We start from the raw sequence: 21,081 nt of genomic DNA on the forward strand, positions 1-21,081 counted from the left end.
CAGTCTTGTTATTGTTTTGTTCAAGGCACAGCGATGCAGCTAGAGGATGAACTGCGGTTCGGGCATTCCCTGTACGCCAGGGTTCAGGGCAAAGACGCCGCCGGCGAGGGAGTGCGGGCTGTGGTCGTCGCGGATCGAGGTGACGAACAAGGTGTCCAGGCGGCTGCCACCGAAGGCGCACATGGTGGGCTTTTTTACCGGTATGGCCAGTGAACGGTCGAGGCGACCGTCGGGGGTAAAGCGGTGGATCAGCCCGGCGTCGTTGGCGCAGATCCAGTAGCAACCTTCAGCATCGACGGCCGCTCCATCGGGGCGGCCGAGGAACTGGTGCATGTCGACAAACAGCCGGCGGTTGGACGGCGTGCCGCTGTCGATGTCGTAGTCGAAGGCCCAGACCTGCTGGATCAGCGGGTGTGAGTCCGAGAGGTACATCGTGCGCCCGTCGGGGCTGAAAGCCAGGCCGTTGGGGGTGATGAAACCGTTGAGTGCGGCGTGAACGGGCTGACCTGTTTCGTAGCGGTACAGTGCCCCGTCGGCGGCATTCGCGCCCATATTCAGCACCATGCTGCTGGCCCAGAACCGGCCCTGGCGATCACAGCGGCCATCGTTCAGGCGCATGTCCGGGCGGGCGTGCTCGACGCTGGCCAACGGCGTGGTGTCGAGGCTGCCATCGTTGCGGGGCGTCAGCTGGAAAAAGCCGGTTTCCATGCCCGCGACCCAATTGCCCGCGCGGGTGCGCGCCATGCAGGCGAGCATCTGCGGGGCTTTCCAGGCATGGACATGGCCGCTGGCGGCACTCCAGCGTTGCAGGCCGCCGTTGGGAATATCCACCCAGTACAGGGCATTTTCCTCAGGCACCCACACCGGGCATTCACCCACTGCGTTGCGGGCGTCGACAATCAATTCTGCTTGCATGGCCACTCATTCCCTTGGGTTGGTCTGTGGTCAGTCACCGAATGGGCCGGCGGCACAAAACGCGCCGCCCTGGTACACCCGCGCCGGGTCGTCGATGGCAGGCAGCGGCTGGGCTTCCACCTGTTTGCGGAACACTTCGGAGGTGTCTCGCGGGGTGAAACCCAGGTGGGCGGCGAAGCGGTTGTCCCACCAGACGTCGAGGTTATCCGACATGCCGTAGACCACGGTGTGGCCGACATTCGGTGTGTACAGCGCACGCTCGAGCAGTTGGGTCAGGTCGTCGAAGCTCAACCAGGTGTGCATCATCCGGCGGTTCTGCGGTTCCGGGAACGAGGAGCCGATGCGGATGCTGACGGTTTCGATGCCATAGCGATCGAAGTAGAAACTGGCCATGTCCTCGCCGTAGGATTTGGACAGGCCGTAGTAACTGTCCGGACGGCGCGGGGAGTGGGCGTCGAGGGCTTCGTCCTGCTTGTAGAAGCCGATGACGTGGTTGGAGCTGGCGAAGATGACGCGCTTGACCCCATGGCGGCGGGCGGCTTCGTAGATGTGGAAGACCCCGCAGATGTTTGCGCCCAGCACTTCCTCGAACGAGCGCTCCACCGATACGCCGCCGAAATGCAGGATCGCATCGACGCCTTCCACCAGTTGGTGCACGGCCTGTTTGTCGGAAAGATCGCAAGGCAGCACTTCTTCGCCGTCGTCAGCGGCCGGGGCCATGTCGGCGATATCCGACAGGCGCAGTACCTTGGCGTAAGGGCGCAGGCGTTCACGCAAGACTTTGCCCAGGCCACCAGCGGCGCCAGTGAGCAGCAAGCGGTTGAACGGGGTAGGGGCTGTTGTGGTGGTCATGGTGGTCCCGTTATTGTTGTAGGTTGTCGTATGACTAATCCGAAGTATCGTTAGGGTTTCCTACACTTGTCAACGGCCTTGCTGACGACGCCGGTCAAATGTGGGAGCGGGCTTGCTCGCGAAAGCGGTGGCCTCAGATACAGGTGCATTGACTGACACTCCCCCTTCGCGAGCAAGCCCGCTCCCACACTGGTTTTGTTGTGCCTGTTGGACCCCGGTTCAGCTCTGGAAGCTACAACAACGAAATCGGGTAACTGATGAATATCCGGTTTTCATCAAACTCGTTGGTACTGAAATCCCGGCGCATTGTTGCGTTGCGCCAGCGCACATTCAGGTCCCGCAGTGGACCGCTTTGTACCGTGTAGGCCAGTTCCGACTCGCGCCCCCATTCCTTGCCGTTGGTGATCGCCCCGGTGTGCACGTTATCGCCGCTGATATAGCGGTTCATCATGGTCAGGCCGGGAATGCCCAGCACCACGAAGTTGAAGTCGTGCCGCACCTGCCAGGATTTTTCCTTGGCGTTGTCGTAGCTGGCGTTGTAGCTGTCGTTGGCCAGGGTGCCGCCGCTGGTGCCGTTGACCCGCATCCAGGCGCTGTCACCGGTGAGTTTCTGCAGGCCGATATAGAAGCTGTTGCCTTTGTATTTGGCCGAGAGCAGGGCGAACGCGGTTTTGTTGTCGAGGTCGCCCGCAAGGGCCTTGCCGTCTTCCTTGCCGGTGAAGAACCCGAGATTGGCGCCCAGGGTCCAGTCGCCCACGGGCTGGCTGTGGGTCAGGTTGAAATACTGCTGCTGGTAGATGTCGCTGAGTTCGGCGTACCACACGCCCACTTGGGTGCGCTTGTCGTTGAAGGTGTATTCGCCGCCGCCGAAGTTGAAGCGGTCCGAGGTGAATGCGGCTTTGCCGTTGAGAAACATGTCATCCATGCTCGCGTCGTTGCGCGGGCTGTTGCCGCGGAACTGGCCGCCATACAAGGTCAGGCCGGCGATTTCGCTGGAGGTGACCTGGCCACCACGGAAGGTCTGCGGCAGGGAGCGGCCGTCATCCGAGCGCAGGATCGGCAGCACCGGCATCCATTCGCCGACTTTCAATTCGGTGTTCGACAGTTTGGTTTTCAGCGCCACGCCCAGACGCCCGAAATTGTCGGCGGGGCGGCCATCGCTGCGGGTCGGCAGCAATTGGGTGCCGGAGGTGCCTTTGCCACCGTCGAGCTTTTGCGAATACAGCCCCAGCACGTCCAGGCCGAAACCGACGGTGCCTTGGGTGAAGCCGGACCGGGCATCAAGGATGAAGTTTTGCGTCCACTCCTCGGCCTTGCCCTGGGGATAAGCGGGGTTGGTGAAGTTGCGATTGAAGTAAGCATTGCGCAGGTTAAGCGTGGCTTTGGCGTCGTCGATGAAGCCCTCTGCCGAGGCGGTGACGGGGAGGGCGAAGGCCAGGCTGCTCAAGCCGATGGCGGCAAAACGGGCGGTGCAGGAGAAATGGCGGACGTGTTGGCTCACAGTGACGCTCCGTTGTCTTTTTGTTGTTTTTATTTTTTGTTATACGTTGTCGTACAACATTGGAGGCGATATTTGCGAGGTTTTAGGGGCTTGTCAATCGAAAGTTATACGATGACTCCCCGTGTGAAGGGAGCCACTGGAGGAGGGATTATCCTGCTGCAACCATGGGCGGCAAGGTACCAAGCAGGGAAACGGCGGCCACCGCTGAAATACCTAGTAACCATTCAATCATCACGCTGGCCTTCAACGCAGGTAACCGCTGCTCACAGTTGTGAATCCGCAGGCGGTTCAACAGTGCCAGGGCGAGCATGCCGAATACCAGCAACACCTTGATCAGCAGGATCAGGGCGAACCCGCTGAACAATGGCGTGGGCCAGAACTGCCCGGTGAGCACTCGCACGTTAATCAGGCCGGTCACCAGCAGCCCCGTCACCAGGCCATAACCGATGCCACTGAAGCGCTTGAGGATCGGTTCCAATGGATAGCGGGGCGATTGCCTGAGGATCAACACCAGCATCAGCAATCCGCCCAGCCAGGCACCGACACACACCAGGTGCACCACCTGATTGAGGATCAGCAGTTGCCCGGCCAGGCCATTGAGCATGGCGCCATGGCCCACCGGTGCCAGCGTCGCCAGCAGTAGCGCACAGAGCGGCAGGCGCAACGCCTTCCACGGCGTCATTAAGCCGAGCACCAGCAGTACGTTCAGCACCAGGTGCCAGGTCCAGACCTGGCCGAAGAAGGTTTTACCCAGCACCAAGTGCACCGTCGACAGCTCCAGCGCGCCCAGCCCGACCCCGGCCATGCTCGCGCTGATCAACAGCAACCACGCCACCCCCGACACCAATGCCAGCCACGCCAAGCCTTGGGTGATGCGCGACAGGTGTCGGTCCAGCACCGGTTGCGGCCCTGCTCCCAGCAACCAGGGCCTCAACACACAGGCCCCGAACATCAACAACACCACGATGAAATGCAGGAAGCGGCACAGCACCAGCAGGGTGGCCATGAATTATTGGCCGACCTTGAAGCTGTATTCACCGTTGCTCTTGTGGGTATCCACCGAGACCGCGTTCCACACCACTTTGTAGTTACCGGCGGCCAATGGAGCGGCCGGAGTCACCACCAGAACCTTTTTGTCGGCGTCCGGGGTTTCCAGGCCCTTGATCGCGACTTCGGTGCCGTCCTTGCTCAGGGACACCTTGGTGAAGGTCGCTTCAACGCCTTCGGAGAACGTCAGGCGCAAGTCCTTGGGCGCGGCGACGCTGCTGTCGGCGGCAGGCTCCGAGCTTTTCAGGTGGGCGTGGGCAAAGGCGGCGGAGGCGCCCAGCAGGGAGGCGAGCAGGGCGACGGTGGTGAGGGTTTTCTTGATCAACATTGTTCAATACCTTCAGGTGAGAGTCAGTTGTTCGGCAGAGCCGCAAGCACCGGGCCGTCGCACGCGTCTCGCAGTCGAATCGTCGTGAAGATGATCCTTCGAGGGGATGGCGATGCTAACCAATCCGCTATCCACGGGGAAGGTGCTTGTACGAAGTTTCACAGTGGCGTGTCGCCGCGGTCTAGAGCGGATGGTAGTCTTGAAGCCATGTTGTTGTCAGGGAGCCCTTATGGGCAATCACAAGATCGGTATTCGTCGGGTCAACGTCGAAAAAATTCTGCTGGCGGCTGAAAAGGTCTTCGCCGAGAAGGGCTATGGCAGCACCGCCATGGCCGACATCGCCGAAGAAGTGCAACTGCCGCGCTCCAACCTGCATTACTACTTCAGCACCAAGAGCGAGCTGTACAGCGCGGTGTTGTTCGACCTGCTGGAAGTGTGGAAGCAGGACGCCTTGTGCTTCGAGATGTTCGACGACCCGCGGGTGGTGCTCAGCAGCTACATCCGCGCCAAGATGCAACATTCCCGCAGCCGGCCCTATGGTTCCAAAGTCTGGGCCAACGAAATCATCCACGGCGCACCGACCCTGGGTGAGGCGCTGGACGTGAGCCTGTACGACTGGGCCAAGATGAAGGAAGCGAAGATTCGTCAGTGGGTGGAAGACAAGCGGATCTTGCCGGTGGAACCGTCGAGCCTGCTGTATATGATCTGGGCGTCGACCCAGCACTATGCCGACTTTGATCATCAGGTGAAGATCCTGAATGATCATCAGCCGTTGTCGGATATGCAGTTTGAACGGGCAGTACAGACGGTGACGAGTGTGATCTTGCGGGGGATTGGGTTGGAGCCGTAGATCGTTCCCACGCGGAGCGTGGGAACGATCATCCAGGGCTACACGGCTTCCCGGTAGGGATTCCTCGGATCCTGTGTCCAGTTCAAAAACGGCTTCCCGGTCTCCACCGGCACCATCTCGATACAGTCCGCTACCGGGCAGGTGATCTGGCACAGGTTGCATCCCACGCATTCATCATCGATCACCTCGTACTTATGCGTCCCATCCGCCTGCCTCAAGCTGGCAATCGCCTGGTGTGAGGTGTCCTCGCAAGCAATATGGCAACGCCCACAGCCAATACACGCCTCCTGGTCAATCTTGGCGATCACCTGGTAATTGATATCCAGGTACTTCCAATCCGTCGTATTGCCCACCGCTCGCCCGGAAAATTCCTGCAGGCTGCTGTAACCCTGGCTGTCCATCCACCGCGACAGCCCGTCCTTCATCTCTTCGACAATCCGAAACCCATGCAGCATTGCCGCCGTGCACACCTGCACCGCGCCGCAGCCCAGCGCAACGAATTCCGCTGCATCGCGCCAGTTGCCAATCCCGCCAATGCCGCAGATCGGCAAGCCCTGTGTCTGTGGATCCCGGGCAATCTCCGCCACCATGTTCAACGCAATCGGCTTCACCGCCGAACCGCAGTAGCCACCGTGAGTGCTTTGGGTGCCCACCATCGGCAGGGCGACCATGCGCTCCAGGTCGACACTGGTGATGGAGTTGATGGTGTTGATCAGCGACACCGCATCTGCGCCGCCGCGATAGGCCGCCCGCGCCGCCACGCGAATGTCGGTGATGTTCGGCGTGAGCTTGACGATCACCGGCAGCGAGCAATAGGACTTGCACCAGCGCGTCACCTGTTCCACGTACTCCGGCACCTGGCCCACCGCCGCGCCCATGCCGCGTTCCGGCATGCCGTGGGGGCAGCCGAAGTTCAGCTCGATGCCGTCGCAGCCGGTGGCTTCCACCAGCGGCAGGATGTGTTTCCACGACTCTTCAACACAGGGCACCATCAGCGACACAATCAGTGCGCGGTCCGGCCAGTCCTTTTTCACCTGGGTGATTTCCCGCAGGTTGATCTCCAGGGAGCGGTCGGTAATCAGCTCGATATTGTTGATGCCGAGCACTTCACGGTTGGCGCCAAAGTGTGCCGAGTAGCGCGATGAGACGTTGACCGCGGCCGGGTCTTCGCCGAGGGTTTTCCAGACCACGCCGCCCCAGCCTGCTTCAAAGGCGCGGACCACGTTGTAGGCCTTGTCGGTGGGCGGCGCGGAGGCCAGCCAGAACGGATTGGGGGCTTTGATGCCGGCGAATACAATCGAGAGATCGGCCATTACGCAGCCTCCACTTTCAGCATTAGTTGAGCGTGCATGGCTTCAGCGGCCAGCTTGCCGTGTTGCACGGCCTGGACGGTGAGGTCCTGGCCGAGGCTGACGCAATCACCGCCGGCATACACACCCGGGATGCTGGTGCGCAGCTGTTCGTTGACGAAGATGCGATCGCCCTGGCGTTGCAACTGGTGGGCCAGCGGGTCGTGCAGCGCCGCGTCGTCGAAACCTTGGCCGATGGCCTTGAAGATCGCGTCAGCGGCCAGTTCGAAGGTTTCACCGGTGGCCTGCAGGCGGCCATCGACCATGCGGGTGCGGGCGAAACGCATGCCGCGAACATGGCCCTGATCATCGAGCAACACTTCCTCCGGTTGAGCCCACGTCAACAGGCGTACCTGGTTGGCCTTGGCGATATCTTGCTCGTGGCCGGTGGCGCCCATTTCAGTCAGGCCACGGCGGTACACCAGGTTGACGTCACGGGCACCGAGGCGGGCCATTTGCACGGCCATGTCGATGGCCGTGTTGCCGGCGCCGAGGACAATGCAGCGGTCGGCCAGGGGCAGTTGGCTGAGGTCATCGGCCTGGCGCAGTTCACGGATGTAGTCGGTGGCGGCGAGCAGGCCGGGGGCGTCCTCGTGAGGCAGGCCGAGTTGTTTGCTGGCGGCCAGGCCGAGGCCGAGGAACACCGCATCGAACTGGTGGTGCAGCTCGCTCAAGGTCAGGTTGTCGCCGAGACGCTGGCCGTGACGGATTTCGATGCCGCCAATTTGCAGAAGGAAATCCAGTTCCTTTTGCGCGAAGTCATCCACCAGTTTGTACTTGGCGATCCCGTATTCATTCAGGCCGCCGGCTTTTTCCCGGGCTTCGAAAATCACCACGTCATGGCCGTGCAAGGCGCTGCGATGGGCGCAGGACAACCCTGCAGGCCCGGCGCCGACCACCGCGATGCGCTTGCCGGTGGGCGCGGCGCGCTGGAACGGGTGTTCGCTGAAGTGTGCGTTGTCCACCGCGTACCGCTGCAACAGGCCGATCAGCACCGGGGCGCATTCCTCGGCGTTGTTGCGCACGCAGGCTTGCTGGCAGAGGATTTCTGTCGGGCAGACCCGGGCGCAACTGCCGCCGAGGATATTCGCCGAAAGGATCTTCTGCGCGGCGCCCTGGACGTTTTCGGTGTGGATATTGCGGATGAACGACGGGATATCGATCTCGCTGGGGCACGCGTTAACGCACGGCGCGTCGTAGCAGTAGAGGCAGCGCGACGCTTCCAGTTGGGCTTGCCGAGCATTGAGCGGCGGCGCCAGGTCGGTGAAATGCGCGGCGAGGGCCGCCGCATCTTCATGGGGGTGGGGAAGATGGTTCAGGGTCTGGATCACGGTATTGGCCTCACGGTTTTTGAGGTGCTGCCTCTGGTGGGCAGTGGTTTTTTTGTTGCCTGTACCGGCCTCTTCGCGAGCAAGCCCGCTCCCACATTCGACTGCATTTATCCTGTTGGAATGGGGGCGAATGTGGGAGCGGGCTTGCTCGCGAATGGCGGCCTCAGCGTTTCACAGCAACCGGCCTGGAACGCTCCGCCCGCTTGCTCAACTGCTCAAACACCGACGGATACGCCGGCCGTTCGATGTACCGCCCCGCACCTCGCTCGGCGCGCAAATCCCCATCTGCCCAGACCAGCTTGCCCTGGCTGATGGTGTGGCTCGGCACGCCGCGTACGGTCTTGTCTTCGAAGATGTTGAAGTCGACTTTCTGGTGGTGAGTCTTCGCGGAAATGGTCCGTGTGCCTTGCGGGTCCCACAGCACCAGATCAGCATCGGCCCCCACGCGGATCGCACCTTTGCGCGGGTACAGGTTGAAGATCTTCGCGGTGTTGGTAGAGGTCAGCGCAACGAACTCCTGCATCGACAAACGTCCGGTGTTCACGCCTTCATCCCACAACAGCGCCATGCGGTCTTCAATACCGGCGGTGCCATTGGGAATCTTGCTGAAGTCATCCCGCCCGGCGGCCTTTTGCTCGGCGCAGAAGCAGCAATGGTCGGTGGCGGTGGTGTGCAGGTTGCCGGATTGCAGGCCATGCCACAGTGCCTCCTGATGCCCGCGTGGGCGGAAGGGCGGGCTCATCACGTAGCCGGCGGCGGTCTGCCAGTCGGGGTGTTGATACACGCTGTCGTCCAGCAGCAGATGCCCCGCCAACACTTCGCCGTATACCGGCTGGCCCTTGCTGCGGGCGTAGGTGATTTCATCCAGCGCTTCCTGGGTGGACACGTGCACCAGGTACAGCGGCGTACCGATGGTTTCGGCAATCCGGATCGCCCGACTGGCCGCTTCGCCTTCCACCTGCGAAGGCCGCGACAGCGGGTGCGCCTCAGGCCCGGTAATGCCCTGGGCCATCAGCTTGCGTTGCAAGTGGTACACCAGTTCGCCGTTTTCGGCATGCACCGTCGGCACCGCGCCCAGTTCCAGGCAGCGTTCGAAGCTCGCTACCAGGGTGTCGTCAGCGGCCATGATTGCGTTTTTGTACGCCATGAAATGCTTGAAGCTGTTGATGCCGTGATGGCTGACCAGCTCGGCCATTTCCTCGCGGACCTGCTCGCTCCACCAGGTAATGGCGACGTGAAAACCGTAGTCGGAAGCCGACTTCTCGGCCCAGCCGCGCCACTGGTGGAAGGCTTCCAACAGGGATTGCTGCGGGTTGGGAATCACGAAGTCGATGATCGACGTGGTGCCGCCCGCTAACCCGGCAGCCGTGCCACTGAAAAAGTCTTCACTGGCCACGGTGCCCATGAAGGGCAATTGCATATGGGTATGGGGATCGATGCCGCCGGGCATCAGGTATTGACCGCTGCCATCGAGTATCTCGGTGCCAGCGGGAATATCCAGATCAGTGCCAATGGCGCGAATTAGACCGTCTGCGCATAAAACATCGGCTCGATAACTTTCATCATGGGTAATAACGGTAGCGCCACGGATCAACAGCGACATGTCGAGTTCCTCACAGGCTTGACCGGCTTGTGCCAGTTCTAAGTGTTGTAATACATCGCGCCGCTGGAGAATTAATTCCTGTCAGCGGTGACAGGAATAGAAACTAGCCCGAGTTTTTCGAATGAGCAAGGATATTTTTCATAAGCTTATATTCGTATTAACTGATTGATTTTAAAAGATAAAAAATCAAAATCACCAAAATGTAGCGGCCTCTCACCATTTTGACGCACTTGACAGGTTCCAAATATGAGCAACATTTCTTATTGCAAATCAGACGCTTGAGACATGCCTCTTGACGGGGCCGGTAAATAAAAATAATTGTGTTGCACCAGATTGAGTCCTGATGGTTCGGACAGCTTCTGCGTTATTTGGCCTGAGTAACGCTGAAAGTAACGAGGGGCTCTTCGGTCGACACAATAAAGCTGATAAACATCAGCGAGTTATATAAGCGGTGCGGGAAGGGCAACGGTTTACGGCACGGTTATTGAGTGCGGTGGCGGTTGGCCGGGTCCCGGATGTCATGTTGTCAACGAGGTACTCCGGCCATCCCGTGCACGTCACGGGGTGAGCAAAAATAATTCGAAAAAACCGTGGAGCGGCCATGCAACAGAACAGATCGCAAGTCATTGAGCGCAACGGCCTGTACGAACTCGACGCCGGCCCCGACGTCCTCGACAGCCCCCGCTACAACCACGATATGGCACCGACCAAGGTGCACGAGCGTACCTGGAACAAGTGGCACATCACCGCGCTGTGGATCGGCATGTCGGTGTGCGTGCCGACCTACACCCTGGGCGGCGTGCTCACCGCGTACTTCGGGTTGTCGGTGGGCGAGGCGCTGATGGCGATCCTGCTGGCCAATATCGTGGTGCTGATTCCGCTGACCCTCAACGCCTTCCCCGGTACCAAGTACGGTATTCCGTTCCCGGTGTTGCTGCGCTCGTCCTTCGGCGTACTTGGCTCCAACGTGCCGTGCCTGATTCGCGCCCTGGTGGCGTGCGGCTGGTTCGGCATCCAGACGATGTTTGGCGGGTTGGCGATTCACCTGTTCCTGGGCTCGATTTTCGAGGGTTGGAAGTCCCTCGGCGGCACCGGTGAAGTGATCGGCTTCATGATCTTCTGGACGCTGAACCTATGGGTGGTATTGCGCGGCGCAGAGTCGATCAAATGGCTGGAAACCCTGTCGGCACCGCTGCTGGTGGCCGTGGGCATCGGGCTGCTGGTATGGGCGCTGCCGAATGTGTCGCTGACCGAGTTGATGGCGATCCCGCCCAAGCGTCCCGAAGGCGCCAGCCTCACCGGCTACTTCATGGCGGGCCTGACGGCGATGGTGGGTTTCTGGGCCACCTTGTCGTTGAACATTCCCGACTTCAGCCGCTACGCCAAGAGCCAGAAAGACCAGATACTCGGGCAGATTTTCGGCCTGCCGCTGACCATGTTCCTGTTCGCCGCCCTCGGCGTGATCATGACCGCTGCCTCGGTGAAACTGGTGGGCGTCAGCGTCTCCGACCCGGTGACCCTGATCGGCCATATCCAGAGCCCGGTGTGGGTAGCCGTGGCCATGGCGCTGATCATCATCGCCACCTTGTCCACCAACACCGCGGCGAACATCGTGTCGCCCACCAACGACTTCCAGAACATCGCGCCCAAGCTGATCAACCGCACCACGGCGGTGGTCCTTACCGGCTTGGTGGGCCTGGCGCTGATGGCCCATGAACTGCTGAAAAAGCTCGGGCTGATCATCTCCGACGTGAGCCTGGAAACCGTCTACTCCAACTGGCTGCTGGGTTACTCAAGCCTGCTGGGGCCGATTGCCGGGATCATGGTGGTGGACTATTTCATCATCAAGAAACAGCAACTGGACCTTGCCGGCTTGTACCGCGATGACGTGTACCCGGCGTGGAACTGGCATGGCTTCCTGGCGTTTGGCGTGCCGGTGGTGCTGACGCTGTTGTCCTTGGGCAGCGACGCGTTCAGTTGGTTCTACAGCTATGGCTGGTTCACCGGTTCGGCACTCGGCGGGTTGCTGTATTACGCCCTGTGCATGAAGCGCGGGGCTCGCGTGGTCGCCGTGAAAACACCGCTCTAATCGATGTGCAATGCGATCAAATGTGGGAGCGGGCTTGCTCGCGAAGGCGGTGGTTCAGCTAACACATCTGGCGACTGACACACCGTATTCGCGAGCAAGCCCGCTCCCACATTTTTGATCGCAGTCCGCCAGTGAGAGCCTGGTCAAATTCATAAGAATTACTGTCTGAGGAGATCCCCATGAACGCTGCCATAGACGTTCTGCAATCCACCCATCAGCACATCAACCGCGATCGCCTGTGGCTGTCCCTGATGGAACTCGCCAAGCTCGGCGCCACCCCCAAGGGCGGCGTCTGCCGCCTGGCCCTGACCGACCTCGATCGCCAGGCCCGCGACCTGTTTGTGAAGTGGTGCGAGGAGGCGGGCTGTACCGTGACCATCGATGGCGTCGGCAATATCTTCGCCCGCCGGCCGGGGCGTAATCCCAAGTTGCCGCCGGTGATGACCGGCAGCCATATCGACACCCAACCCACCGGCGGCAAGTTTGATGGTTGTTTTGGGGTGTTGGCGGGAGTGGAAGTGCTGCGAACCCTCAATGACCTGAAAGTGGAAACCGAAGCGCCGCTGGAAGTGGTGGTGTGGACCAACGAAGAAGGCTCGCGCTTTCCGCCATGCATGATGGGGTCCGGGGTGTTTGCCGAGAAATTCACCCTGGCCGATACGCTGGCCAAGACGGATGCCGACGGCGTGACCGTGGGCGATGCGCTGAATGCTATTGGTTATGCCGGTACGCGGCCAGTGAGCGGGCACAAGGTCGGCGCATATTTCGAAGCGCATATCGAACAAGGCCCGATTCTTGAGGATGAAAAGAAAACCATCGGCGTAGTGCTGGGCGCCCTTGGCCAGAAATGGTTCGACCTGAAATTACGCGGTGTCGAGGCGCACGCCGGCCCAACGCCCATGCACCTGCGTAAAGACGCATTGGTAGGCGCTGCTGCTGTGGTCGCCGCCGTCAATGCGGCTGCGTTGGGTCATCAGCCTCACGCCTGTGGCACCGTCGGTTGCCTGCAAGCGTATCCCGGTTCACGCAACGTCATTCCTGGCGAAGTGCGCATGACCCTGGATTTCCGTCATCTGGAACCGGCACGACTGGATTCGATGATCGCCCAGGTGCGCAAGGTAATCGACGAGACCTGCGCCAAGCACGGCCTCACGTTCGAGATGACACCCACAGCTGACTTCCCGCCGCTGTACTTCGACAAAGGCTGCGTGGATGCCGTGCGTGATGCGGCCAATGGGTTGGGGTTGTCGAACATGGACATTGTGAGCGGGGCAGGGCATGACGCAATTTTCGTCGCAGAGCTGGGGCCGGCGGGGATGATCTTTGTGCCATGTGAAGGTGGCATCAGCCATAACGAAATCGAGAACGCCGCGCCGGATGATCTGGCGGCGGGCTGTGCGGTGTTGCTGAGGGCGATGGTGGCGGCGTCGGTGGCGATTGCCAGCGGCAAACTGGCTGCATAAATCACGGCCCTAGAAACCTACTGTAGGAGCGAGCTTGCTCGCGAAAAACCTGAGGGCGCCGCGTACATCAAGGCTGTACGCGTAATCGTTGACGTTTTTCGCGAGCAAGCTCGCTCCTACAGTTATGGGTCAGCGCACGGCTACCGTCGCATCCACCACCCGATCTACAAGCAACTGCACGCCCTCCAGCATCCGACACATCCCCAGCACCACACTGCGCTGTGAACCATCAACCTCAAAGGCCAAGTGCGCGGCGATGGCATTGATGGATTCCAGATCCTGAGAGGCATTAAGCAGCAGGGTTTCGGTATCGAGACCAGGGCGGAGGGTGAAGAGCAGGTTCGAATCGGAAGGAGGATTTGGACTGTCTTTGATCATGATGCAGTTCCTGGAGAGTTAGAGACTACCACCAGGTTTTTCTCACGAACGAAGGTGGCAGCTGTACGCGGAGTGAGAAAACCAAGACCCCAGGAGCTTGGCCACGCCGAAGCGTGCCCGCGCACAGCCGCCATAACAGCGAGCACAGAAAAAGCGCCTGCACTGTATACGGAGGGCGCTTTTGCGCCAATGGAGTCTTCGGATTTCTCACGTCCGGTCGCTGAATTGGCAGCGACTGGCGAAGACTAGTGGTGCCCGTTCCGACCAGCAACCCGAAAGAAATGTAGGAAATATGTCGCTTCGAGGATGGGTTGTAAGGCATGTCCTGCACCTATGTACGAAGTCTCTTTTGTTCTTCGTACCGCTCATTATTTCGGGCTTCCAGTGTTAGGTTCCGTCACGCAAAAACCTAATGCAGAGGAAGCATTTGATGGCGAACCCTATGCCACCACCCGGCGTATCGCTCGACGAAAATATGGCCGCCGCGTTCCACAAAAAGAATGTGCTGAAGGCTGGTTCCGCGTTTATGTACTCTTGGTTTTATACTCAGGTCCGCAATCGCGGTCCTTGGGACTACAAGAAGATTTCTAAAGAATATGAAGCCTTTGGAAACTTTCATTATGGCGCCGTGGGGACAGCTGCTGGTTTCAGCGAAGAAGTGCTTTTGCGCGCAGCGGGGCTTGCTCAAAGCAGAGCGGGCACGGATAAACCCGAGTTCGGCCGTTGGTGGGGAGAGGCACCTTTCGGTGATGATCCGGTCGACCAATATTGGATCAAGGAAGGAATCAGGTATGCCAGGTTCAGGGACTACTAGAAAGTCAGTTTATTCAGTTGTCACTACTATCCTATTGGCGTGTTGCCTGGTGTATATCGGCGGTGATTGGCTGCTTTCGCCGGGTCGCCCGCAATTGACAGAAGTTGTAATGAGAGTGCCACTTGGCACTGACGGGGCCATCTATGGCGTCAAGGATGACCGTGGAGGGTCAACTGTTCCGTTCAGCTATCGATATTACGTTTACCGCACCTTGGAGGACGACAGTGAAGTATTGGCTGCGTTGAGGGATGCCAGTCCATTTTTAATTACGCGTGACGCATCGGCAAAAGTCGATGTTCAGGGCCGTACCATCACTGTGTCGGTGGCGGGGGACGTATCCGACTATCACAGCAGTACGCTATATCGACATGCCAATGGCAGTGACTACACAGCGGTGAGCGTTTTTCTGAATAGTCGGCCGGAAGATTGAAATTGGCGGTGGCTCAGTCTAGATGTTTGACTGACCCACCGCCTTCGCGAGCAAGCCCGCTCCCACATTTGATCACTGTCGTTCTTGAGACAGGTGCGATCGTTCCCACGCTCTGCGTGGGAATGCATCCCGTGACGCTCTGCGTCACCACTGCGCATGACTTTAACCTTGCATCGCCAGTTGGACGCAGAGCGTCCGAGGCGGCATTCCCACGCAGAGCGTGGGAACGATCATCCAGTGGGCTCGAGATTTGTGTCAGGCTTCCAACCGCCGCCGAGTGCTGTCACCAAACTCACACTCGCCTGCAACTGCCGTGTCTGCACCGCTTGCAACGTGCGCTGTGCCTGCAACGCCGCGGTCTGTGCCGTCACCACATCTAGGTAACTCACAGCCCCTGCCTGATAACTGTTCATCGCCAGCGCTTGGGTGTGCTCCGCAGCATTCGCGGCGGCCTGTTCATCCATCGCCTCCTGCTGCAAATCACGCAGTTGCCCAAGGTTGTCTTCCACCTCACGCACGGCTCTTAACACCTGGCTACGATAGTGCGCCGAAGCCTCTTCAAACTCCGCCTTGGCCTGGCGTTCATTGGCGCTCAGCCGTCCGCCATCAAAGATCGGCAGGTTGACCAAGGGCCCCAGCGCCCAGTACCGATTGGCCGCCGAGAACAGGTTGCCGACGCCTTGGGTCTGCCCGCCAATCAACCCGGTCAAACTGAAATCCGGATACCACGCGGCCTTTGCCACGCCGATATTCGCGTTGGCCGCAAACACCCGTCGCTCCGCCGCCGCAATATCCGGCCGGCGTTGCAGCAGATGGCTCGGCAGCTGTTGCGGAATCCCCGGCAACGCAATCAATTGCCGGCTCGGCGGCAGCTGGAATTCACTGGCCGACACACCCACCAATTCACCAATCGCATGCTCGGTGAGATTGCGCTGACCGCGTACATCGTCAAGCTGGGCCTCGGCTTCAGCCAGCTGATTCTGTGCGCGGGTCAGGTCGAGTTCCGAGGCGATCTGTCCTTCATACCGGCTGCGGGTCAGTTGCAGCGCCTGGCCAAAATCATCCAGCGAACTGCTGAGAATCCGGCTCTGCGCATCCAGCCCGTTGAGCTGCACGTACAGCGTCGCCAACTGATGCTGCAAGCTCAGGCGTGCCACCGCCAAATCATCCCCGGAGGCTTGGGCCTGCGCATCGCCAGCCGCCACTTGGTTGCGGATTTTGCCCCACAGATCCAGGTCAAAACTCAGTGAAAACCCTGCCGTGTTGCTGTTGTACACCGAAGGCTGGGTATCGCCCCGCAGCGGCCGGGAGTCCGATTGGCGCTGACGCAACGGCTGTGCGCTGGCGGTGATTTGCGGGAACAATCCGGCATGCAACTGGCTGGCATACGCCTGGGACGCATCGAAATGCGCCAGCGCCGCCGCCAGGTCCGGGTTGGCCTTGAGCAGTTGTTCCTGCAGGCCGTTCAAGCGCTGGTCCTGGTAAAGCTGCCACCACTTCGGCGCCAGTTGGTCGGAGGGTTGTGCGCTGTGCCACGGACCGTCGCTGGTCTGTTCGCGGTATTTGGCCGGCAGGTCAATGGTCGGTGCCTTGTAGGTGGGCGCCAACGAGCAACCGTGCAGCGCCAGCAACACCAAGGCTGCGAGGGGTTTAAGCCTTGGGTGCATGGGCACCTCCGGCGTCGGCCAGTTGCACGGCGTCGCCTTCGCGCAGGGCGTCGGGCGGGTTGTCGACTACGCGATCGGCGGGTTTCAGGCCTTGATCGATGACCAGGCGTTCGCCGAGGTCGAGGCCGATGTGGATGTCTTGCAGGTGCACATGGTTCTTGGCGTCCAGAACCGCGACCTGGGTGCCTTGGGCGCGGAAGATCAGGGCGCTGGCCGGGATGCTCACACCATGGGTGTCTGCCGGAATCGCCAGGGTGGCTTCGGCGTAGTCGCCGGGCAGCAACTTGCCGTCCGGATTGTCTGCCACGAACTGCGCGAGCAGGGTGCCGGAGCGTCGGTCGATGGCGGTGGAGTCGCCCATCAGCTTCGCGCTGAAGTGTTCGCCGGGGTGCTCGGGTACCGTCAGTTGGGCGGCCAATCCGGGATGAATCACCGCCGCATAGTTCTGCGGCACCGGCACATAGAGCCGCAGTTGGTGGGTGTCGGCGATGTCGAACAGTTCCGGATCGCTGTCGCTGTCGGCCTTGATCAATTGGCCGATGTCGGTATTACGCGCGGTGATTACGCCAGCGAACGGCGCGCGGATGGTCTTGTAGTCTTCCAGGGCCGACAGCCGCGCATAGTCTGCCTCTGCTGCCTGGGCATTGGCCTTGGCAGCCAGGGCGTTGGAGGTTTTTTCATCGGCCTCCTGGCGCGATACCGAATGGCTGTCCAGCAGGTTTTTCCAACGGGTGGCGGTGGTTTCCGCCAGTCGTGCGTTGGCCTGTTCCTGCACCATGCGCGCGTGGGTTTGTGCCACTTGCTGGTCGAGGTCGGGGCTGTCGATCTCGGCGAGGATTTGCCCGGCCTTGACCTGGGTGCCGATGTCGACCTTCCAGTCTTTGAGATAACCGCTGACCCGCGCATGAATCGGTGCCTTGCTCCAGGCTTCCAGGTGTGCGGGCAGGCGCAGGGTGTCGCCGGCCGCGTTCTGCTTCGGCTGGAACACCAGCACCTGCGGCACTGCGGCGGTTTCGGTCCAGGCGGTGACGGATTTTTCATGCATCGTACGGGCGTGCAGGCCGTTGGCGACCAACAGGGCAGCCAGTGTCAGGCCGCCGACACCCATGAACATCAGACGCTTGCGCGAGGGTTTGTGATCAGACGACATGTGGGGTTTCTCCAGCAGCAGCGCGAGTAGGGTGACGACCGTGGACCAAACTGAAGACCACGGGTACAAACAGCAAAGTGGCAGTGGTGGCGAGGATCAGGCCGCCGATCACGGCACGTCCCAGCGGCGCGTTTTGTTCTTCGGACAAGGCCAGCGGCAACATGCCGATGATCATCGCCAGAGCGGTCATGCACACCGGGCGGAAACGTGTGTAGCCGGCTTCCAGTGCGGCCTTGAGTGCGTCGCCATGTTCGGCCAGGCGCTCTCGGCAGAAACTCACCACCAGGATCGAGTTGGCGGTGGCCACGCCCATACAGAGGATGGCCCCCGTGAGTGCGGGCACCGACAGCGAGGTGCCGCTGAGGAACAGCATCCACACGATGCCCGCGAGGGCCGCCGGCAGCGCGGTGATGATCACGAACGGGTCAGTCCAGGACTGGAAGTTGACCACGATCAGCAGGTAGATCAGCACCACTGCGCCGAGCAGGCCGAAGCTCAAGCCGTTGAACGCTTCATGCAGCGCATCGATCTGCCCGTGCAGGCTGATGGTCGCGCCTTTGGGGCGCATCGGGGCCATGTCATTCAGCACCTTTTGCACATCGCTGGCGACGCCGCCGAGGTCGCGGCCCTGCACGTTGGCGTACAGGTCCAGGGTCGGTTCGATGTTGTAGTGGGTCACCACCGCCGGGCTTTGTACCCGTGAAATCGTCGCCACGCCGCCGAGGATTTGCGACTGCCCATCGGCACCGGTCACCGGCAGCGCTTCCAGGGACGGCAGGCTGTCGAGGCGATACTGCGGGGTGGCAGCCACGATCGAATACGACACGCCATTGGCCGGGTTCAGCCAGAACGTTGGTGCGGTTTGCGAGCTGCCGGCCAGGGACGCAACCATGCTGTTGGTCACGTCGCGCTCGGTGATGCCCAGGCCGTTGGCGCGCATCCGGTCTACGTTGACTTGCAGTGACGGGTAGCCGGTGGACTGCTGGATACGCAGGTCGGCAATGCCCGGTACATGTTTCAGGCGACGTTCCAGTTCCACGGCGTAGGCGCGGTTTTCTTCATCGCTGCGCCCGGAGATTTTCACATCCAGCGGGGCCGGTGAACCGAAGTTGAGGATCTGGCTGCTGATGTCGGCCGGCAGGAAGGCGAACTGGCTGCCGGGGAAACTTTCGGGCAGGGCTTCACGCAGCTTTTTCACGTAGTCAGCAGTTGGCGCGTGGTCTTTTTTCAGGGTGACCTGGATATCACCGTCCTGTGGGCCGATGGTGCCGCTGCTGCTGTAGGCCATGTCGATGCCGCTCAGCGGAATGCCGATGTTGTCGACGATAGTGTCTAGTTCGTCGGCCGGAACGATCTCGCGAATCCGCGCTTCGATCCGGTCAAACGCTGCGGCGCTTTCTTCGATCCGCGTGCCCAGCGGCAAGCGCACATGCAGGGCCATGGCCCCGGCGTCGGTGGCCGGGAAGAAGTCCTGGCCCAGGCTTGGCAGCAGCAGGAACGAGGCAAGAATGCAGGCCAGGAAGCCGACGATGAAACGCTTGCGAGCACCCAGGGCCAGGGTCAGCAGGCTGTGGTAGACGTCGCGCACGTTGGAGAAGTGACGCTCGAAACCCTGCTGGAAATTCAGCACCGATTGCAGCACGGCGTTGCGCTGGGGTTTGTGCTGGTCGCCCTCGTGATGGTTGATGAATTCATCTTCCGGGTGATGGCCCTGGCCTTGCTCCGGCACGTGCGGCTTGAGCAGGAACATCGCCAGGGTCGGCACCAACGTTCGCGACAGAATGAACGAGCTGGCCATGGCGAAGATCACCGCCAACGCCATCGGGCGGAACAGATAACCGGCGATGCCTTGCAGCATGAACATCGGCACGAACACGATGCAGATACACAGCAGGGACACGAACGCCGGGCCGACAATCTGCTTGGCGCCGTCGAGGATCGCGTCTTTCACCGCCTTGCCTTGTTCCAGGTGCCAGTTGATGTTCTCGATGGTCACCGTGGCGTCGTCCACCAGAATCCCCACCGCCAACGCCAGCCCGCCGAGGGTCATGACGTTGAGGGTTTGCCCGGTGGCTGCAAGCAATGCGATCGCCGAGAGCACCGCCAGAGGAATCGACGCGGCGATGATGATGGTCGAGCGCCAGCTGCCGAGGAACAGCAGGATCATTGCGCTGGTCAGCAACGCCGCGATGATGCCTTCCTGGGCCACGCTGCCCACCGACTGTTTGACGAACACCGAGGCGTCGCCGAGCAGTGAGGTCTTCAGAGAAGGCGGCAACGTTTCATTGATGCGCGGCAGCATCTGGCGGATGCCGTCGATAATCGACAGGGTGGAGATGCTGCCGTTTTTCAGGGCCGGCATCAGCACCGCACGGTGGCCGTCAACGCGCACGATGTTGGTCTGCGGCGGCGAGCCGTCACGCACGTGGGCCACCTGGCCGATGGTGATGATCGCACCGTCGACCGTCTTGATCGGCAGGTCGTTGAGCTCGTCAATCGCCTTGGGGCTGTTGTTGAGCAAGATCGTGTATTCGTTGGGGCCGAGTTTGGCGGTACCCACCGGGATGATCTGGTTCTGCAAGGCGAGAGCGTTGCCCACGTCCTGTGCTGACAACCCTTTGGCGGCCAGCGCCTGCGGGTCGAGATCGAGGGTGATCTGGCGTTGCTTGCCGCCCATTGGCGTGGGCATGGCCAGGCCGGGCAGGGCACTCAGGGGCAGGCGGATATTGTTCTGCACCAGGTCGCGGATTTTCGCTTCCGACAGGCTGGGGCTGGAGAACGCCATCTGCAGGATCGGCACCGTCGAGGCGCTGTAGTTGAGGATCAGCGGTGGGGTGATGCCCGGTGGCATCTGCTTGAGCACGGTTTGTGACACCGCTGTTACCTGGGCGTTGGCGGTGCGGATATCCACGCCGGGCTGGAAGAAAATCTTCACGATGCCCATGCCGGGTAACGACTGCGATTCAATGTGTTCGATGTCGTTGACGGTGGTACTCAGGGAGCGTTCGTAGGTGTAGATCACGCGACCGGCCATGGCGTCCGGGGACAGGCCGTTGTACTGCCAAACCACCGCGACGACGGGGATGCCAATGTCGGGAAATACGTCAGTGGGGGTACGCAAGGCCGCCATGGGCCCAATGATGCAGATGAATATTGCCAGCACGATAAACGTGTAGGGCTTGAGCAGTGCGGTCTTTACCAGCCCGAGCATGCCGTAACCTCCAAAGGAGTGGGATTGCAAACCCCGGCAGTCTTGCCCGACCCACCTAACACGCACCTTTCAGCCAGGTGAAGGAAGATTTAGTTAACGGCTG

At 60.7% G+C, this 21,081-nt stretch carries 17 protein-coding genes and 1 pseudogene; 5 read left to right on the forward strand and 13 right to left on the reverse strand.

The annotated features are described in order from the left end of the window. Nucleotides 1-39: 39 nt before the first annotated feature. The 5 genes from HBJ59_RS06855 to copC all read right to left on the reverse strand — a co-directional run bounded on the left by HBJ59_RS06855 (nucleotide 40) and on the right by copC (nucleotide 4,643). Nucleotides 40-915: an SMP-30/gluconolactonase/LRE family protein gene (locus HBJ59_RS06855; protein WP_167663075.1), complete on the reverse strand. Its 876-nt coding sequence runs from the start codon at nucleotides 913-915 to the stop codon at nucleotides 40-42. Between the two features lie 30 nt (nucleotides 916-945). After that, the gene (locus HBJ59_RS06860; RefSeq protein ID WP_167663076.1) at nucleotides 946-1,767 is read right to left on the reverse strand and encodes an NAD(P)-dependent oxidoreductase; all 822 of its coding nucleotides are present in this window, start codon (nucleotides 1,765-1,767) and stop codon (nucleotides 946-948) included. Nucleotides 1,768-1,999: 232 nt separating this feature from the next. Next, complete coding sequence (locus HBJ59_RS06865; RefSeq protein WP_076014254.1) at nucleotides 2,000-3,268, reverse strand: OprD family porin; 1,269 nt, start codon at nucleotides 3,266-3,268, stop codon at nucleotides 2,000-2,002. Between the two features lie 148 nt (nucleotides 3,269-3,416). Then, nucleotides 3,417-4,274, reverse strand: coding sequence for a copper homeostasis membrane protein CopD (gene copD, locus HBJ59_RS06870; RefSeq protein WP_076014253.1), 858 nt, complete (start codon nucleotides 4,272-4,274; stop codon nucleotides 3,417-3,419). 3 nt (nucleotides 4,275-4,277) lie between these two features. After that, nucleotides 4,278-4,643: a copper homeostasis periplasmic binding protein CopC gene (gene copC / locus HBJ59_RS06875; RefSeq protein ID WP_076014252.1), complete on the reverse strand. Its 366-nt coding sequence runs from the start codon at nucleotides 4,641-4,643 to the stop codon at nucleotides 4,278-4,280. A 229-nt stretch (nucleotides 4,644-4,872) separates the two neighbouring features. On the opposite strand from copC, the gene HBJ59_RS06880 reads away from it, so the two are divergent. After that, nucleotides 4,873-5,493 carry a TetR/AcrR family transcriptional regulator gene (locus HBJ59_RS06880; protein ID WP_003207828.1) on the forward strand — a complete coding sequence of 207 codons (621 nt, stop codon included), beginning with the start codon at nucleotides 4,873-4,875 and terminating at the stop codon, nucleotides 5,491-5,493. 38 nt (nucleotides 5,494-5,531) lie between these two features. On the opposite strand, the gene preA is transcribed toward HBJ59_RS06880, so the two are convergent. The 3 genes from preA to hydA form a co-directional block, all read right to left on the reverse strand. Next, nucleotides 5,532-6,806 (reverse strand): NAD-dependent dihydropyrimidine dehydrogenase subunit PreA, encoded by a 1,275-nt coding sequence (gene preA, locus HBJ59_RS06885; RefSeq protein ID WP_167663077.1) that lies wholly within the window; start codon nucleotides 6,804-6,806, stop codon nucleotides 5,532-5,534. Next, nucleotides 6,806-8,173: an NAD(P)-dependent oxidoreductase gene (locus tag HBJ59_RS06890; protein WP_167663078.1), complete on the reverse strand. Its 1,368-nt coding sequence runs from the start codon at nucleotides 8,171-8,173 to the stop codon at nucleotides 6,806-6,808. Before HBJ59_RS06890 ends, preA begins: the two co-directional genes overlap by 1 nt. Before the next feature lie 163 nt (nucleotides 8,174-8,336). Then, entirely contained in the window at nucleotides 8,337-9,776 is a 1,440-nt protein-coding gene (gene hydA, locus HBJ59_RS06895; RefSeq protein WP_167663079.1) for a dihydropyrimidinase, read from the reverse strand. 601 nt (nucleotides 9,777-10,377) lie between these two features. Here hydA and HBJ59_RS06900 point away from each other — a divergent pair. Both HBJ59_RS06900 and HBJ59_RS06905 read left to right on the forward strand, forming a co-directional pair. Next, nucleotides 10,378-11,865 carry an NCS1 family nucleobase:cation symporter-1 gene (locus tag HBJ59_RS06900; protein WP_076014248.1) on the forward strand — a complete coding sequence of 496 codons (1,488 nt, stop codon included), beginning with the start codon at nucleotides 10,378-10,380 and terminating at the stop codon, nucleotides 11,863-11,865. A gap of 179 nt (nucleotides 11,866-12,044) precedes the next feature. Next, the gene (locus HBJ59_RS06905) at nucleotides 12,045-13,328 is read left to right on the forward strand and encodes a Zn-dependent hydrolase (protein WP_076014247.1); all 1,284 of its coding nucleotides are present in this window, start codon (nucleotides 12,045-12,047) and stop codon (nucleotides 13,326-13,328) included. Between the two features lie 18 nt (nucleotides 13,329-13,346). Here the strand turns inward: HBJ59_RS06905 and HBJ59_RS31410 are convergent. Continuing rightward, nucleotides 13,347-13,436, reverse strand: a pseudogene (locus tag HBJ59_RS31410) (outer membrane lipoprotein carrier protein LolA); the annotation flags it as partial. Between the two features lie 21 nt (nucleotides 13,437-13,457). Further along, nucleotides 13,458-13,706: a DUF6124 family protein gene (locus tag HBJ59_RS06910; protein WP_167663080.1), complete on the reverse strand. Its 249-nt coding sequence runs from the start codon at nucleotides 13,704-13,706 to the stop codon at nucleotides 13,458-13,460. Nucleotides 13,707-14,136: 430 nt separating this feature from the next. Between HBJ59_RS06910 and HBJ59_RS06915 the strand changes: the two genes are divergently transcribed. Beyond that, complete coding sequence (locus HBJ59_RS06915) at nucleotides 14,137-14,520, forward strand: polymorphic toxin type 44 domain-containing protein (protein ID WP_256670787.1); 384 nt, start codon at nucleotides 14,137-14,139, stop codon at nucleotides 14,518-14,520. 49 nt (nucleotides 14,521-14,569) lie between these two features. Continuing rightward, nucleotides 14,570-14,950, forward strand: coding sequence for a hypothetical protein (locus HBJ59_RS06920; RefSeq protein WP_318303910.1), 381 nt, complete (start codon nucleotides 14,570-14,572; stop codon nucleotides 14,948-14,950). Nucleotides 14,951-15,180: 230 nt separating this feature from the next. Here HBJ59_RS06920 and HBJ59_RS06925 read toward each other — a convergent pair whose 3' ends face one another. The 3 genes from HBJ59_RS06925 to HBJ59_RS06935 are packed head-to-tail and all read right to left on the reverse strand — an operon-like array spanning nucleotide 15,181 to nucleotide 20,978. Continuing rightward, on the reverse strand, nucleotides 15,181-16,617 hold the full coding sequence (locus tag HBJ59_RS06925) for an efflux transporter outer membrane subunit (protein ID WP_167663082.1): 1,437 nt from the start codon (nucleotides 16,615-16,617) through the stop codon (nucleotides 15,181-15,183). After that, nucleotides 16,601-17,767: an efflux RND transporter periplasmic adaptor subunit gene (locus HBJ59_RS06930; protein WP_076014244.1), complete on the reverse strand. Its 1,167-nt coding sequence runs from the start codon at nucleotides 17,765-17,767 to the stop codon at nucleotides 16,601-16,603. Before HBJ59_RS06930 ends, HBJ59_RS06925 begins: the two co-directional genes overlap by 17 nt. Continuing rightward, complete coding sequence (locus tag HBJ59_RS06935) at nucleotides 17,757-20,978, reverse strand: efflux RND transporter permease subunit (protein WP_076014243.1); 3,222 nt, start codon at nucleotides 20,976-20,978, stop codon at nucleotides 17,757-17,759. The genes HBJ59_RS06930 and HBJ59_RS06935 overlap by 11 nt, the downstream gene beginning before the upstream one ends. Between the last annotated feature and the right edge of the window lie 103 nt (nucleotides 20,979-21,081).

It is taken from the genome of Pseudomonas sp. AN3A02 (assembly GCF_011765255.1).
Taxonomy (GTDB): domain Bacteria; phylum Pseudomonadota; class Gammaproteobacteria; order Pseudomonadales; family Pseudomonadaceae; genus Aquipseudomonas.

Coding starts and splice junctions, on each gene's coding strand:
- HBJ59_RS06855 (WP_167663075.1), bottom strand. CDS start 915: ATGCAAGCAGAATTGATTGTCGACGCCCGCAACGCAGTGGGTGAATGC.
- HBJ59_RS06860 (WP_167663076.1), bottom strand. CDS start 1,767: ATGACCACCACAACAGCCCCTACCCCGTTCAACCGCTTGCTGCTCACT.
- copD (WP_076014253.1), bottom strand. CDS start 4,274: ATGGCCACCCTGCTGGTGCTGTGCCGCTTCCTGCATTTCATCGTGGTG.
- copC (WP_076014252.1), bottom strand. CDS start 4,643: ATGTTGATCAAGAAAACCCTCACCACCGTCGCCCTGCTCGCCTCCCTG.
- HBJ59_RS06880 (WP_003207828.1), top strand. CDS start 4,873: ATGGGCAATCACAAGATCGGTATTCGTCGGGTCAACGTCGAAAAAATT.
- preA (WP_167663077.1), bottom strand. CDS start 6,806: ATGGCCGATCTCTCGATTGTATTCGCCGGCATCAAAGCCCCCAATCCG.
- hydA (WP_167663079.1), bottom strand. CDS start 9,776: ATGTCGCTGTTGATCCGTGGCGCTACCGTTATTACCCATGATGAAAGT.
- HBJ59_RS06900 (WP_076014248.1), top strand. CDS start 10,378: ATGCAACAGAACAGATCGCAAGTCATTGAGCGCAACGGCCTGTACGAA.
- HBJ59_RS06905 (WP_076014247.1), top strand. CDS start 12,045: ATGAACGCTGCCATAGACGTTCTGCAATCCACCCATCAGCACATCAAC.
- HBJ59_RS06910 (WP_167663080.1), bottom strand. CDS start 13,706: ATGATCAAAGACAGTCCAAATCCTCCTTCCGATTCGAACCTGCTCTTC.
- HBJ59_RS06915 (WP_256670787.1), top strand. CDS start 14,137: ATGGCGAACCCTATGCCACCACCCGGCGTATCGCTCGACGAAAATATG.
- HBJ59_RS06925 (WP_167663082.1), bottom strand. CDS start 16,617: ATGCACCCAAGGCTTAAACCCCTCGCAGCCTTGGTGTTGCTGGCGCTG.
- HBJ59_RS06930 (WP_076014244.1), bottom strand. CDS start 17,767: ATGTCGTCTGATCACAAACCCTCGCGCAAGCGTCTGATGTTCATGGGT.
- HBJ59_RS06935 (WP_076014243.1), bottom strand. CDS start 20,978: ATGCTCGGGCTGGTAAAGACCGCACTGCTCAAGCCCTACACGTTTATC.